The following is a 14,759-nucleotide window of genomic DNA, read 5'->3' as shown; positions in this document are numbered from 1 at the left end:
CCTTTGTTGGGGGTGGATGGCGTGGTCGTGATCGGGCACGGGCGCTCGGACGCGAAAGCTGTGAAGAACGCGATCCGCGCCGCGGTTCGGGCGGTGAAGGGCCGGATGCTGGAGTCGATCCGGGCGGGCCTGGAGTCCATGGGGGTTGCGCACGCCGCGGGGAATCCAGGCCCGCCCGGATCGACTCCAGCATCCGGCCCTTCACCGCCCGAACCGCGGCGCGGATCGCGTTCTTCACAGCTTTCGCGTCCGAGCGCCCGTGCCCGATCACGACCACGCCATCCACCCCCAACAAAGGCGCTCCCCCATACTCTCGATAATCCAAGCGCTGCAAGATCCGCCGAAGGCTAGGAAGTAGGCACAGCAACCCAGGCGCCGCCAGGAGCAGGCCCGGCAACGCCAGCGCCAGCCCCAGCCGATCCGCCCATCCATCGGTGAGCTGTGCCTTCGAGAAACGGAGTATGAAAGACACGGAGCCCTCCAAATGCTTGACCACCACGTTCCCTGTGAAGCCATCAGTTACCACGACCTCCGCCACCCCTCGCGCCAGGTCCTTCCCCTCCACGTTCCCGATGAAATTCAGGCCGCTCGCTTGAAGCAGGCGATAAGCCTCCTGAACCAGGATGGACCCTTTGCCGGGCTCCTCGCCGTTGGAGAGGAGCCCCACCCGCGGGTTCGGCCAGCCCAGGACTCGCTCCGCGTAAACCGCGCCCATCATGGCGAACTGCAGCAGGTGCCACGGCTTCGGATCCGTGTTCGCGCCGATGTCCAAGAGAAGACAGTGCCCGCGGATCGTGGGATAAATCGAAGCCAGCGCCGGGCGATCGATGCCGGGGATCCGGCCGAGGTGGAAGAGGGCCGCGGCCATCACCGCCCCGGTGTTCCCCATGGAAACTACAGCGTCCGCTTCGCCGGATCGCACCAAACGCATCGCAACCACGATAGAGGAATCTTTCTTGGCTTTCACCGCAATCGTGCGCTCATGCATTTCCACGACCTGGGCGGCATGAACAATTGAGAACGAGGGGCCCGTCAGGCGAAGGCGGGCCAGCTCGGCTCGGATCCTCTCCTCTTGACCGACCAGGATCAGATGGAGGTCGGGGATCTCCCGCAGCGCCCGGATGGCCCCCTCCACCGTCACCCGTGGGGCGTAATCTCCTCCCATGACATCCAAAGCGACTCGCACCGGCATCTATGCTGCGCTCCCTGTGGAATCTGTGTAGGAAGAAGGGGGTAGGGGCAGATTCGCTGCCCCTACCCCCTTCTGGCAGTATCAGCATTATCGATCCCGAACAGCCCTTCGCTCATAACTCTTTCAGCAACCGCTCCACGGCGGTATGCAGATCGATCTCCCGACGGATCAATTGCTCCACCAGCCCATCCAAACGAGCCCGCCCGACTTGATGGACGACCCGGGCCCACAGGCGCTCCCGGGCGAGGGCCGCCAGCTCCTCCGCGATCCGCCGCCGCCGCCGGGCCTCCCCTTCCCCGCTCTCCTCCAGGTAGATCCGATGGCGCTCGATCGCTTCCACCAGCTCCGGGATCCCTTTGCCGGTGGTCGCCACCGTCTGGAGGATCGGAGGCGACCACCCCGCCCGAGATGGCTCCACATGCTGGATGGTCATCGCCCGGCCATGGTGGCGGACCACCGCGGGCTGACCCAGGGAAAGCATCGACCGCAAGATGTGCAAGGTGGCCGCAGCGCCCTCCCGATCCGCCTTATTCACCACCAGGATGTCCGCGATCTCTAGGATCCCCGCCTTGATCGCCTGGATATCATCGCCCAGGCCGGGGGCCTGGACCACAATCACCGTATCCGCCGCTTGGGCAATGTCCACCTCGACCTGCCCGGCTCCCACCGTCTCCACCATAATCCGCTGGAATCCAACGGCATCCAGCGCGCGGACCACCTCCCGGGTGGCGTGGGCCAGACCGCCCAGACGACCCCGGGTGGCCATGCTGCGGATGAACACCCCGGGGTCCCCGGCCACGTCCTGCATCCGGATGCGATCGCCCAGCAACGCGCCGCCCGTGAAGGGGCTGCTGGGATCCACCGCCACAATGCCCACCGTCTCCCCACGCTCCCGGTATGCCCGCGCCAAGGCGTTGACCAAGGTGCTCTTTCCGGAACCCGGGGGGCCGGTGATCCCGATGACATAGGCATTTCCTGTGTATGGGAATAGGTGGGCGCTTAATCGGCTCGCGACCTCGCCGTCATCCTCCAGCAGCGAGAGCAACCGCGCAAGCGCCCGGCGATCACCCGCCCGAGCGCGCTCGAAGAGAGCGATTGGATCTTGCATCAGGAGCATTCCTCCACGATGGATCAGTTCAGGAGGCCACCGGCTCCCCAGCCGCTCGGAGATCCTCAGGCCGGATGCCGAAGTGATCGCAGATGAATCGGACGATGCTCTCCGTGCTGGCTCCAGGCCTGAAAATCTCCCGGATACCTGCCGCCTTCAAAGCAGGGACATCCTCCTCCGGGATGATCCCTCCAGCGATCACCAACACATCGTCCAGGCCCCGCTTCCGGAGCTCCTCCACCACGCGGGGAAGCAACGTCAGATGAGCGCCGGAGAGGATCGAGAGGCCGACCACATCCACATCCTCCTGCAGCGCCGCTTCGGCGATCATCTCAGGGGTCTGCCGCAAGCCCGTGTAGATCACCTCAAACCCCGCATCCCGAAGGGCCCGGGCGATCACCTTGGCGCCGCGATCATGGCCGTCCAGCCCCGGTTTCGCAATGAGCACGCGGATCTTACGACCCATAACGGACCTCACCGGATGGGATCGATCGAGCGTTCGCTTTTATTTTACGAGCGGCGGCCCGGAACGCCCACTCTCGCAGAGGATTTAGGGGCGAGCCGGGCACCAGGGCACCCAGCTCGCCCCTAAACCTTGCAACGTGGGGAGGGAAGATCCGGAAAGGCAGGGCCCTCCTGCCAGCAGCGGATCAGGGCTCTATCTCCACCCATTAGGGTCCACCAGCGCATGAACAGTCACGTTGCACCTCCCTCTTGACAACTCCTTCGGTTCTGAGTAAAATAGCTGCGAAAACGATTTCTCAAATTATTCAACATTTTGAACACGAAATTATTGAAAATTTCTCGGATTAAATTGACTATAATTTTCTAAATTCCATCATAATTTTGATATTTTAGTTCAATAATACCGGCATGAAAAACGCGACATTGAAATCGATTGCACAACGAGCGGGCGTTTCAGTCGCCACCGTTTCCCGGGCCCTGAGCGGACGCGGACGGGTAGATCCAGCGACCCGGGAGCGGATCCTCCGGATCGCTGAGGAGCTGGGCTACGCCCCGGATATGGCCGCCCGTAGCCTGGTTTTGCGCCGTACGGAAAACATCGGGTTCCTGATCCACGCCATCCAATCCCTCTCCCCCCATACCTTCTACGGCGAGATCCTGACGGCCGTTGAGCGGGAGCTGCGTCGACACCGGTATCACCTCCATTTCGCTATGGTCGAAGATGAGACCTTGCCCCCTTTGATCAAGGAGAACCGCGTCGATGGTCTACTCCTAGTGGGATGTGATCTCTCCCCTACCCTGATCCAATCCCTGAAGGAGCGAGGCATCCCCTTGGTGCTGGTCGATAACCATCTCCCGGGGGTGGATAGCGTCTTCACGGACAACATCGGAGGGGCGTTTCAGGCGACGGCTCATTTGATCCGCTTGGGGCATCGACGGATCGCTTTCGTCACAGAGACCATGGACAACCTGAGCTTCCGAGAGCGATTCGAGGGCTATCGCCAGGCCCTCGAGGCCCACCACCTCATGTTCGATCCGGAGCTGGTGGCGGAGGGCGAGCGGGGTTTCGAAGGGGGGTTTGCGGCAATGAATCGATTGTTGGAGCGCACCCGGCCCACCGCCGTGGTCGCGGCGAATGATCCAACGGCTGCCAGCGCGATGCGAGCGATCCGGGCGCGCGGCTTACAGATCCCCAAGGACATCGCGGTGGTTGGCTTCGACGACGACCCCCTGGCTGTGCACACCGATCCTCCATTGACCACAATGCGGGTCTTCCGATCCAAGATGGCCGCTTTGGCCGTCGCGCGGCTGCTGGACCTCACGAAGAACCCCGAGCAGCCCGCCCTGCATATCCGGATCGAAACGCAATTGGTCGTGCGGCAGTCGTGCGGGAGTCCTCTAATCCCATCCTAATGAGAGGAGGTTCGCCATGTCCCGAGGATCCGGTATGACGCTGCGCCTCTCCCTCGCGCTGGCGGCGCTGGCCTTGCTGCTGGGAGCCTGTGCTCCCACGCCCACTCCGCCTCCCGCCCCAGCGGCCTCCCCAACCCCCATCGTGGTCGAGAAAGTGGTCACCCCCACCCCAGTCCCCCGACCGAAGGAGTTCGTGCTGGGAACCGGGTGGGAGGTCCCGCCCGCCTACCATGGCAACCCCTTTGCTCCCGGCGGCGTCGGCGGGGCGTGGTGGTTCGTCTTCCAGCCGCTGCTGATCTACGTCCCCGGCACTGGCGAGGCGATCCCCAGCCTGGCGGAATCCTTTGAGGAAACCCCCGAGCGCATCACTTTCCGGCTGCGCCAGACCGGCTGGTCGGATGGAACCCCCCTCACCAGCAAGGATGTGTGGGCCTCCTTTATCCTCATGAAGCTGATGTGGAACTGGCCTGGCGAGGTGGATCGGGTGGAGACCCCCGACGACCGGACGGCGGTCATCGTCTGGAAGCAGCCCTTGGCGAACCCGAAGGCCCTCATCAGCAGCGCCCCGATCCTAGTCAACGTGACCGCCTATGGGAAGTTCGCTGAGGAAGCCGCCAAGTGGCTGGGCCAGACCGGCCCGGAGGCCGAGGAGGCGCTGAACAAGGTCCGTCAAGAGGTCACTAATTTCAAGCCTGAGAAACCGATCGCCATCGGCCCCTTCCAGGTGGAGAGCGTCAGCGCTTCGGAGATGATCTTGGTGAAGAACCCTCATCACTACGCGGCGCAGACCATCGGCATCGACCGCATCCGCTTCCTGCGCTGGACCTCCAACGAGGTGATGTGGGCATTCCATCTGGCCGGGGAGCTGGACGCCAGCCACGCCGCCGCCCCGAAGGACGTCGCCGACCAGATCCTGCAGCGCCAGCCTCAGACGCGCCTCCGCTTGGTCACGGATCTTTCGGAGTTCGCCTTGCTCTTCAACCTCCGCAAGGCGCCCTTCAACGATGTGCGCTTCCGCCAGGCCATCGCCTATTTCATCGACCGCGACAAGGTCCGGGAGGTGGCCTATTTCGCCGGGTTGACCTCCGCCCCGTATTCCCACGGTGTCCTCAAGTCCTTCGAGGAGCAGTGGCTGGGGAAGGACTTCCTGGGCTCCCTCACCGCCTATAACTTCGACCCGGCGAAGGGGGAAGCGCTGCTGACGGAGCTGGGCTGGCGGAAGGGGCCGGACGGCAAATGGCGGGATCCGGCCGGTCGGACCCCGGAGTTTGAGATCCTGGCCCAGGCGGGCGCCACCGACTGGGTGTTGGCCGCGGAGGCCATCGCCACCCAACTGAACAACCAGGGCTTCCAGGTCCGGGCCCGGGCGGTTGAGCCCGGCGTCTATCCCACCACCCTGCGAGGCGGCCAGTTCGATATGGCGATCCAATTCGGCAGCGCGTGGTGGGGCACCGCCCACCCGCACACCGGCTATTACCGCCTCTACCTGGGGGAGGCCGCCGAGTTCACCGGGGCGAAGGACCTCATGAAGGCCGCGAAGGGGCCTCAAGGGGAGGGTGTGGACATCGCCCAGGCACTGGACAACCTGCTGAAGGAGCCGGATCCGGAGCGCCAGAAGGCAATCGTCCGCCAGCTGGCCTGGATCACCAATGAGAACCTGCCGGTCCTCAGCCTGCTGGAGAAGCGGCTGATGATCTTCCACGTGGACGGCCTGCGGGTGACCGGGTGGCCGGCGGAGAACGATCCGCTATGGACGGTGGCGCCAGGCGCGATCGAGCGGTTCTATGCCCATCTTCTCATCCAGGGCATCTTGAAACCCGCTCGATAGAGCCGGAATCTGGCCCGCCATGAGGTCTGCGGGGTTGGGGAAGCGGGCTCTCGAGGCTCCCCAACCCCGCAGCGCAGTGCTACCATGGTCAAAGCCCGCGCTCCCAGGCGGATTCTTGAGAAGAGGATCGGTTCAGAATGCGATGGCTCCAGCGGGTGTTCCTGGCGTTTTTCACCATCTGGCTGGTCGCCACCCTCACCTTCGTGGTGGTGGAAAAGGCGCCCGGGGATATCTTTTACCTGATGGCCCAGGAGATCGCCCAGGCCCGCGGGGTCTCGATCGAGGTGGCCTACGCCCAGGTGCGCAGCATGGTCGGTTACGATCCGACCCGCCCGCTTCTGGACCGCTATTTGGAATGGCTTGGGGAGCTGCTGCGCGGGAACCTGGGGTTTTCCTACTTCTACCGGATCTCAGTCAATCAGATCCTCGTCCAGGCCCTGCCCTGGACCGTGTTCGTCCTCTCAACCGCCCTCCTCCTGAGTTTCGGGATCGGCGTCCTGCTCGGGCTCATGATCGCGGTCCGCCGGCGCACCTGGCTGGATCCCCTGATCACCAGCTACGCCTCCCTCACGGACGCCACGCCGGATTATCTGACCGCCCTTCTTCTGCTTATTGTCTTCGCCCTTAATTTGAAATGGTTTCCGTCCAAAGGGGCTTATGACAGCAGCTTGACCCCCGGATTCAATCTTCCCTTTATCCTCAGCGTGTTGCATCACGCCGCGTTGCCGATCCTGGCTTACACCCTGGAGAGCATCGGGGCCTGGGCCCTGGCGATGAAGGGGAGCGCCATCTCGGTCCTGGGCGAGGATTTCATCGCCTTCGCCCGCGCCCGGGGTCTAAGGGAGCGCCGCATCCTCACCCACTACCTCGGCCGCAACGCGATCCTGCCGCTGGTCACCGGCCTCGCCCTGGCCTTGGGAGGGATGTTCGGAGGCTCCGTCCTGATCGAAACCGTCTTCCACTACCCCGGGATCGGCTGGTTCTTCAAGTTCGCCCTCGATCATCGGGACTACGGCATGATGCGGGGGCTGCTGATCCTCACCACGGTGGCCATTGTGATGGCCAACCTGATCACCGACTTGGTTTACCCGCTGCTGGATCCGCGCATCCGGATGGAGGATTGAGGTGGGCACGTTCATCGCTGACCTGTTGAGCGCGCTGCGGGGGAATCGACGAGCAGCCATCGGCAGCTTGATCCTAGCCGGTTACCTGCTGATGGCCCTCATCGGGCCAGCGCTCGTCCCCCTGGACACCACTATGAAGTACGCGGAGCGTTTCCGGCCCCCTTCCCTCGCCCATCCGCTGGGCACAGATTACGCCGGCCGGGATGTGCTGGCCCAGATCGTCCATGGCTCCCGGGATGTGTTGGCCATCGCGATCCTCACCGCCCTCTTCACCACGACCCTGGCGGTGGGCGTCGGCGCCCTCGCCGGCTACTCCGGCGGCGCAGCGGACGCGTTCCTGATGCTGCTGACAAACATCCAGCTCACCGTGCCCGCCGTGCCGGTTTACCTGTTGATCGGCTCCGTGTTCCAGGTGCGGGATCCGGTGGGGTTTGCGGCGCTGATCAGTCTGTGGATGTGGGGGCCGCTGGCCCGCGCTGTCCGCTCCCAGATCCTCTCGCTCAAAGAGCGGGAGTTCATCGAAGCCGCCCGTGTCCTGGGCCTGGGAACGGCTCATATCGTGCTGCGGGAGCTGTTCCCTAACCTGACCCCCTTCGTGGTCATCCACTTCATCCGGATCATGCGAGATGCCATCACGGCCAGCGTCGGGCTGATCTTCCTGGGGCTCGCTCCCTTCTCCCCCACCAACTGGGGCACAATGCTCAACCTGGCGGTGTTCCAGACCGGCGCGATTTACATCCCCAACGCCCTGCACTATGTGATCGCGCCGATGGCGATGATCGTCCTCTTCCAACTGGGGGCCATCTTCTTCGCCCACGGGTTGGATGAAATCCTGAACCCTCGTCTCCAAGCGCCAGCATGAAGCCGCTATTGCAGGTTCGCGATTTACAGGTCACCTTCGACCTCGGGCGACATGGACGCCTGGTGGCCGTGGACAACGTGTCGTTTGACCTGGGGCGTGGGGAGTTCGTCGCCCTGGTCGGGGAGAGCGGGAGCGGCAAGAGCACCACCGCCCTCGCCTTGATCCGCCTGGTCCCGCCGCCCGGCTTCATCTCCAGCGGCCGTCTGCTGTGGTGGGAGGATGGCGGCAGGGAACCGGTGGATCTCCTCCAGCTCAGCCCTGCTCAGATGCGGGCGCGCCGCTGGCGGGATATCGCGATCATCTTCCAGGGCGCCCAGAACGCCCTCAACCCGGTGATGCGCATCGCGGAGCAGATGATCGAGACGGCTCGGGCGCATCACCCCATGCCCCGCAGCGAGATCCTCGAACGGGCCGCCCAGTGCCTGCGCATGGTCCGCCTGGAACCCTCCCGGGTGCTCCGGGCTTACCCCCATGAGCTCAGCGGGGGGATGCGCCAGCGGGTGCTGATCGCGATGAGCCTGTTGATGACCCCTCACCTGTTGATCCTGGATGAGCCCACCACGGCGCTGGACGTGATCACCCAGGCCCACATCCTGGAGATCCTGGGCGAGATCCAGGAGAAACTGGGGTTGACCATGCTCCTGCTCACCCACGATCTGGCCGTGGTGGCGAAGACGGCTCGCCGGGTTCTGATCATGTACGCGGGCCGGATCGTGGAGGAGGCGCCTACGGAGGCCCTTTTCGAGACGCCATACCACCCCTACGCCCGGGGCCTCCTTCAAGCGGTGCCGACGCTGCGGGGAGATCTAACCGGGAAACGCCCGATCCCAGGCGTGCCCCCTGATCTGCGGCGCCCGCCCCCGGGCTGCCGCTTCCATCCCCGCTGCCCGTACGCCGATGAGGTCTGCCGTCAGCTGGAACCGGCCCTCGAGGAAGTGGGCGGCCGTCGGGTGGCCTGCCACCACTGGCAGCGCGTTCTCGTGGAAGCCTCGATCCAGGAGCCACACCCATGAAACCGAAACATGACCTGATCACCGTGGAGGGGGTTTCCGTGATCTTCCGCCGGGGATGGCCCTCTCGGGAGCGGGTCGAGGCGGTGGCAGGGGTGTCGCTGACGATCCCCGAAGGAGGGATCCTGGCCCTGGTGGGGGAGACGGGGAGCGGGAAGACCACCTTGGGCAAGCTGGTGGCGGGCCTGTATCGACCGACCCGGGGGCGCGTTCTCTTCCGAGGGCAGGAGCTTCGGGCCATGGACCGCCGCGCCTTCCTCGAATACCGGCGGGCGGTCCAGCTGGTGCATCAAGACGCCTTCGCCGCCTTGAATCCGGTTCGCACGGTTTATCAATCCCTGAAGGCCCCTTTGCTTCACCACCGGATCGCCCGGAACGATCGGGAGGCCCGGGAACAGGCGGCCAGGCTCTTGGAGCAGGTGGGGTTGACACCCCCGGAGCTGTTCCTGGACAAATACCCTCACCAACTGAGCGGGGGGCAGCGCCAGCGCGTGCTCCTCGCCCGGGCGCTCACCGTGCAACCTCGCCTGATCGTGGCCGACGAGCCGGTCTCGATGGTGGATGTCTCCCTGCGGCTCTCCATCCTTCAATTGCTGCGCGAGCTGAACCGCCGCCTCGGGATCGCGATCCTCTACATCACCCATGACCTGGCCACCGCCCGATACCTGGCGGAGGAAGGGCAAGTGGCCGTGATGTATCTGGGGAAAATTGTGGAATATGGCGCCTTCCGGGAAGTGCTGGGCGATCCCCGCCATCCCTACCTGCAAGCCCTTCTTTCGGCGGTTCCCGTGCCCGATCCCCGGGCCGCGCGAGCCATCCGCCCCGTCGCGCTCCGGGAGATCGAGCCGCCCGATCCGCGCCGCCCGCCCCCCGGATGTCGCTTCCACCCGCGCTGCCCTTATGCGCAACCTATATGCCGGGAAACCCCGCCGGCCTTGGAAGGCCCAGCCGATCACCAGGTGGCCTGTCACTTCGCCCGGGAGATCCCCCCATGGCGCCCACCCTCGGCCGTCTCGCCTTCACCATGGGCTTGACCCTGTTCCTGCTGGCTCTCATCACCCTTCCCTTCCTGCCGCCCGGATCCCCTGCCTTTGTGGCGGATGTCCTGGCCCTGCTGATCAGCGGGGGATTCCTGGCCCTTTTGGTCTGGTCCATCCGGCGGGAGGTCGCCCGCCACATTCCCTCTCAACCTGCTCACGAGGAGGACGACGATGCTTCGTCTCGCCCGCCATCCTGAACCCATCTTGAAACCCTTGCCGCACCATCCATGGGAATCGCGCTATGTCTTCAACGCCGGCGTCGTATACCACAACGGCCTCGTCCACATGCTCTACCGGGCCATGGGCGAGGACATGAGCTCCCGATTGGGCTACGCCGTCAGCCCCGATGGGCTGACCTTTTACCGGCTGGACCGGCCCGTCCTCAGCCCGACCTCCCCGTGGGAATCCAGGGGGGTGGAGGATCCCCGCATTACCTTCCTGGAGGGGAGATTTTACGTCGTCTACACTGCCTACTCCGGCTCCAACGTCCGGGTCTCCATGGTATCCACCATGAACTTCATCACTTGGACGCATCACGGCATCCTGCTCCCGGACGAGGACAACAAAGACGCAGCCCTCTTCCCGGAGCGGATCAACGGACGGTACGCCATGCTTCACCGGAGACCGCCGGACATCTGGCTGGCCTATTCGGAAGATCTGATCCGCTGGACCGATCACCAGGTCATCATGCGGCCCCGACCGGGCACATGGGAATCCTGGAAGATCGGGGCCGGCGCGCCGCCGATCAAGACCGAATGGGGGTGGCTGCTTTTCTACCACGGCGTGGACCACCATAAGGTTTACCGGCTGGGGGTCGCCCTCTTGGACCTGGAGGACCCCACCCGGGTGATCCGGCGGCAGGAGGCCCCCATCCTCTCCCCGGAGGCCCCTTGGGAGCGAGAGGGACAGGTCCCGAATGTGGTCTTCACCTGCGGAGCGGTGGAGATCGACGGAACTTATTATGTTTACTACGGCGGTGCTGATACCGTGATCGGCGTGGCCACCGTCCCCAAGGAGGAGGTGGAGCGCTTCTGTCGGGGGCGTTGAAGGGGAAGGGAACAGGAGGACCGGCCCCGAAATTTCGCCCCTCCGGGGCAGGGAGGCCGCCTTCGGCGGCTTCCCTGCCCCAACAAAACATCTTCCACTCCCCTCGCAGCCTTTTGGGCCTTAGGGAAACGAAAAAGAGGCGGTCGGGCTCGCTCAGTTCCCACCTAAAAGCTCTCCAGGGACGGGGCCTTGAGACAAGCTCCAAGCAGATCCTTATCAAGGGGGAAGCATCGATGGCGGTCTGGGGTTCCCATTTCTTAGTGGGCGTGAATTACTGGCCGCGCACCAAAGCGATGTTCTGGTGGAAAGACTTCGACCCGGAAGAGGTCCGATCCGATATGGCCGAGATCGCCTCGTGGAATCTGGATGGGGTCCGCATCTTCCTCTTGTGGGAGGATTTCATGCCCGAACCTCAGGCGGTGGACCCCCGGATGCTGGAGCGCCTCCGTCGGGTCATGGATCTCGCCCAGGAGCACGGATTGCGAGTGATCGTGACCCTGTTCACCGGGCATATGAGTGGGGTCAATTGGCTGCCGCCGTGGCTCCTCGATGGGGAGCGGGAAAGCGACCCGCGCTTCCGCCTGGTCGCCGGCGGGCGCATCGTGAAAGGACGTATCCGGGATCTCTACGAGGATCCCTTCGCCCTCGAGGCCCAGATTCGGATGTTGGAGGCGACGGCCCGGGCGTTGCGGGATCACCCGGCCCTGCTCGCCTGGGATCTGGGGAATGAACCGGATTTGGTGTTGCGCCCCCGCACCCCGGAGGCCGCGGCCCGCTGGTTATCGGCCCTCACCCGGGCCCTGCGCGAGCTCGACCCGCACCATCCGATCACCGTCGGCTTCCACAGCCCGGTTCTGGAGGAGGACCTAGGGTTTCGGGTCCGCGCCCTGGCGCCCATGTTGGATTTCCTCTGCATGCACGGCTATTCGGTTTACGCGCGATGGGCGCGGCATCCGCTGGATGAACAGATCCTGCCCTTCCTGACGCGGCTGACGGCCAGCCTGGGGAGGAAACCGGTCCTCTTTGAGGAGTTCGGCCTCCCCACCGCCCCGCCAGGTCAGCCCACCCGTCCGGTTCGGGTCCAGCTGGAGGATCGGTCCTTCGAGGTGGCCATGATCGCCGAGGACGAGGCGGCGGCCTTCTACGAGCGGGCGCTGGAGGCCCTGCATCAGGCAGGGGCCCTGGGGGCGTTCCTCTGGTGCTTCAGCGATTACCATCCGGAGCTGTGGGATCGCCCCCCGTGCGACCTCCTGGTGCACGAGCGCCACTTCGGGCTCCTGCGGCCGGATGGAAGTCGAAAACCGGCCGTGGAGACGGTCGCCCGCTTCGCCGCCCGGAAGCGCCCCATCCTCCCTCCGTCCCCCCTTCCCATCCCGGAGGATTACGAGGCCCGCCCCGGGGAAGCCCTCCGCCAGCTTTACAGCCTGTTCCTGCAAGGAGGATGATGGGGGTGGCAGGGTTGCCACCCCCATCGGCTCCACCTCACTTGATCTCCACGACCGCGCCCACGGCCTCCAGCTTGGCCTTGGCGTCCTGAGCGACCTCTTTGCTGACCCCCTCCAGGACTGGCTTGGGGGCCGCCTCCACCAGATCCTTGGCTTCCTTGAGGCCCAGGTTCGTCAGCTGGCGGACCACCTTGATCACCTCGATCTTCTTGGGCCCGACCTCCTTGAGGATGACGTCGAACTCCGTCTTCTCCTCCACGGCCGGGGCCGCCGCAGGGGCGCCGGGGGCTGCGGCGGGAACCGCCGCGGCCACCGCGACCGGGGCGGCCGCCTTCACGCCCCAACGCTCTTCCAGCAGCTTCACCAACTCCACAGCTTCCAACAAGGTCAGGTTGCTCAACTCTTCAACCAGCTTCTGAAGATCCGCCATGGGGAAATCACCTCCGGAAGGTTTAAGCGGTTTGGGAAGTTTCTTTCAATTGGTCGGCTCGCGCCTGCAGGACACCGACCACCTGTTGCAGAACGGCCGTCAGCACGCCGGCCAGCTGGGCGGCCGGGGCCTGGATCGCTCCCAGGACCTGGCCCAACACCACCGGTCGCGGCGGCAATTCGGAGAGCGCCTTCACGTCTTCCGGGCGCAGCCGGCGCCCATCCAGCAGCCCGCCCTTGATCTTGAGGATCTTGCTCTCCTCAGCGAACTCCAACAAGGCCTTGGCGACCGCCGACGGATCTTCCAAACAGAAGGCCGTCGCGGTTGGCCCCTGCAGCAGATCCTCCGGCACAACCCATCCGGCCCGTTGGAGGGCGATGCGGAGCAGCGTGTTCTTCGTCACTTGGAGCACCCCGCCGGACTTCTGGATCTTCCGGCGGAGCTGATACATCCCTTGGGCGTCGAGGCCCCGGTAATCGGTCAAGATCAGGGCCTGGCTGCGGGAGAGCAGCTCCTGGTACCGCGCAATCATTTGGTCCTTTTCAGCTCGTGTGAACGGCAAGCTCCACCTCCTCTCGCTCGGGTTGGGAGGTTCCACAGCCCTCCAACCGGAAACACGACGGTGTTTCCGGGGCTGCTTACCCCTCGCTCAGAGCTTGGGTCCCGCAATCTCACGCCATAAAAAACCGATGCGCCTCCACCCGTCCAGGCAGAGGCGCACCGGGATCCTGCTCGCAAGCTTTGGGAAGCCAGCAAGGGTCCTTTCGCGCCCTGCCTCGACAGGCGGGGATCATCCCCATTAAGCGGGAACGCACCTGGCTTCAACGGCAGGGTGAACGTTTCGAGATTCGCTTTCCACGTCTTCGGGTTTTGTCCGCTTGGGGCCAGGGTCACCTTCGGCGGCCCCGAACCTAAAATCAGGCAGCAACCTCCAGGGATTGCGCAGCGGCCGGATCGACCTTGATCCCGGGCCCCATGGTCACGCTGACCACGACCTTCCGGATATAGGGGCCCTTCAGCCCCGACGGGCGGGCTTTCTTCACCGCGTCCATCAGGGCCGCGAAATTCTCCAACAATTGATCCACCGAGAAACTGACCTTCCCGATCGGCACGTGGAGATTGGCCGTCTTATCCACCCGGAACTCCACCCGACCCGCCTTCGCCTCACGGATCGCGCGGGGCAGATCCTCCGGATTGACCACGGTGCCCGCCCGAGGGTTGGGCATCAACCCGCGGGGGCCCAGGATCCGCCCCAGCCGTCCCACCTTAGGCATCATATCCGGCGTCGCGATGGCCACGTCGAAGTCGGTCCAGCCCTCCTGGATCCGTTTGATCCCCTCATCATCGCTGATGATGTAATCAGCTCCTGCCTCTTGAGCGATCCGAGCCGCCTCGCCCGCCGCGAACACCAAAACACGAACCCGTTTGCCCAGGCCATGCGGGAGAACGACCACCCCACGGACCTGCTGATCCGCGTGGCGGGGATCCACTCCCAGACGCATATGGACCTCGACCGTGCCATCGAAGCGGGTGTAACTGGTCTCCTTGACCAGCGCCAGCGCCTCGCGTGGGGAATACAGGCGCTCCCGCTCGACTTTCTTTAATGCTTCCAAATACTTCTTTCCTCGCTCGCTCATCGCTTCGACCCTCCTGTGGTACCTACGGGCTGTTCAGGCCCTCCCACAACTTGCAAGCAAAGCGTAACTCTTCAGCCGTTCTCATGCAACGCAATACGGATATGGACGTTTTCACCGCCGGTTTTCTCGTGGGGGCCTTGGGGGCCGAGCCGCGCGCC

The 14,759-nt window shown here is 64.5% G+C and carries 14 protein-coding genes and 1 pseudogene; 9 read left to right on the top strand and 6 right to left on the bottom strand.

Annotation, left to right across the window (positions count from 1 at the left end):
- Nucleotides 1-163: 163 nt before the first annotated feature.
- The 3 genes and pseudogenes from plsX to ACFMO5_RS02990 form a co-directional block, all read right to left on the bottom strand.
- Nucleotides 164-1,186 (bottom strand): annotated as a pseudogene (plsX, locus tag ACFMO5_RS03000) (phosphate acyltransferase PlsX); the annotation flags it as partial.
- 118 nt (nucleotides 1,187-1,304) lie between these two features.
- Nucleotides 1,305-2,300, bottom strand: coding sequence for a methylmalonyl Co-A mutase-associated GTPase MeaB (meaB, locus tag ACFMO5_RS02995; protein WP_376791286.1), 996 nt, complete (start codon nucleotides 2,298-2,300; stop codon nucleotides 1,305-1,307).
- A gap of 28 nt (nucleotides 2,301-2,328) precedes the next feature.
- Entirely contained in the window at nucleotides 2,329-2,766 is a 438-nt protein-coding gene (locus tag ACFMO5_RS02990; RefSeq protein ID WP_376791285.1) for a cobalamin B12-binding domain-containing protein, read from the bottom strand.
- Nucleotides 2,767-3,188: 422 nt separating this feature from the next.
- On the opposite strand from ACFMO5_RS02990, the gene ACFMO5_RS02985 reads away from it, so the two are divergent.
- The 9 genes from ACFMO5_RS02985 (at nucleotide 3,189) to ACFMO5_RS02945 (ending at nucleotide 12,534) form a co-directional block, all read left to right on the top strand.
- Nucleotides 3,189-4,178, top strand: a complete 990-nt coding sequence (locus ACFMO5_RS02985) for a LacI family DNA-binding transcriptional regulator (RefSeq protein ID WP_376791284.1) — start codon at nucleotides 3,189-3,191, stop codon at nucleotides 4,176-4,178.
- A 16-nt stretch (nucleotides 4,179-4,194) separates the two neighbouring features.
- Nucleotides 4,195-6,006 carry an ABC transporter substrate-binding protein gene (locus ACFMO5_RS02980; protein ID WP_376791283.1) on the top strand — a complete coding sequence of 604 codons (1,812 nt, stop codon included), beginning with the start codon at nucleotides 4,195-4,197 and terminating at the stop codon, nucleotides 6,004-6,006.
- 137 nt (nucleotides 6,007-6,143) lie between these two features.
- Nucleotides 6,144-7,130, top strand: coding sequence for an ABC transporter permease (locus ACFMO5_RS02975; RefSeq protein ID WP_376791282.1), 987 nt, complete (start codon nucleotides 6,144-6,146; stop codon nucleotides 7,128-7,130).
- A gap of 1 nt (nucleotide 7,131) precedes the next feature.
- Entirely contained in the window at nucleotides 7,132-7,992 is an 861-nt protein-coding gene (locus tag ACFMO5_RS02970; protein WP_376791281.1) for an ABC transporter permease, read from the top strand.
- An 8-nt stretch (nucleotides 7,993-8,000) separates the two neighbouring features.
- The gene (locus ACFMO5_RS02965; protein WP_376791280.1) at nucleotides 8,001-9,005 is read left to right on the top strand and encodes an ABC transporter ATP-binding protein; all 1,005 of its coding nucleotides are present in this window, start codon (nucleotides 8,001-8,003) and stop codon (nucleotides 9,003-9,005) included.
- Complete coding sequence (locus ACFMO5_RS02960; RefSeq protein WP_376791279.1) at nucleotides 9,002-10,036, top strand: ABC transporter ATP-binding protein; 1,035 nt, start codon at nucleotides 9,002-9,004, stop codon at nucleotides 10,034-10,036. The genes ACFMO5_RS02965 and ACFMO5_RS02960 overlap by 4 nt, the downstream gene beginning before the upstream one ends.
- Nucleotides 9,994-10,239 carry a hypothetical protein gene (locus tag ACFMO5_RS02955; RefSeq protein ID WP_376791278.1) on the top strand — a complete coding sequence of 82 codons (246 nt, stop codon included), beginning with the start codon at nucleotides 9,994-9,996 and terminating at the stop codon, nucleotides 10,237-10,239. The genes ACFMO5_RS02960 and ACFMO5_RS02955 overlap by 43 nt, the downstream gene beginning before the upstream one ends.
- Nucleotides 10,214-11,089, top strand: a complete 876-nt coding sequence (locus ACFMO5_RS02950; RefSeq protein ID WP_376791277.1) for a glycosidase — start codon at nucleotides 10,214-10,216, stop codon at nucleotides 11,087-11,089. The genes ACFMO5_RS02955 and ACFMO5_RS02950 overlap by 26 nt, the downstream gene beginning before the upstream one ends.
- 233 nt (nucleotides 11,090-11,322) lie before the next feature.
- A complete protein-coding gene (locus tag ACFMO5_RS02945) occupies nucleotides 11,323-12,534 on the top strand; it encodes a cellulase family glycosylhydrolase (protein WP_376791276.1) in 1,212 nt (403 codons plus the stop codon).
- A 37-nt stretch (nucleotides 12,535-12,571) separates the two neighbouring features.
- Here ACFMO5_RS02945 and rplL read toward each other — a convergent pair whose 3' ends face one another.
- From rplL to rplA, 3 genes are all read right to left on the bottom strand, one after another.
- Nucleotides 12,572-12,964 (bottom strand): 50S ribosomal protein L7/L12, encoded by a 393-nt coding sequence (rplL, locus tag ACFMO5_RS02940; protein ID WP_376791275.1) that lies wholly within the window; start codon nucleotides 12,962-12,964, stop codon nucleotides 12,572-12,574.
- 22 nt (nucleotides 12,965-12,986) lie between these two features.
- A complete protein-coding gene (gene rplJ / locus ACFMO5_RS02935) occupies nucleotides 12,987-13,562 on the bottom strand; it encodes a 50S ribosomal protein L10 (RefSeq protein ID WP_376791274.1) in 576 nt (191 codons plus the stop codon).
- A gap of 319 nt (nucleotides 13,563-13,881) precedes the next feature.
- Nucleotides 13,882-14,601, bottom strand: a complete 720-nt coding sequence (gene rplA / locus ACFMO5_RS02930; protein ID WP_376791273.1) for a 50S ribosomal protein L1 — start codon at nucleotides 14,599-14,601, stop codon at nucleotides 13,882-13,884.
- Nucleotides 14,602-14,759 lie beyond the last annotated feature (158 nt).

The sequence above is a fragment of the Thermoflexus sp. genome, from assembly GCF_042408365.1.
In the GTDB taxonomy this organism is placed as follows: Bacteria; Chloroflexota; Anaerolineae; order Thermoflexales; family Thermoflexaceae; genus Thermoflexus.
This window is presented reverse-complemented; position numbering and strand designations above follow the sequence as displayed.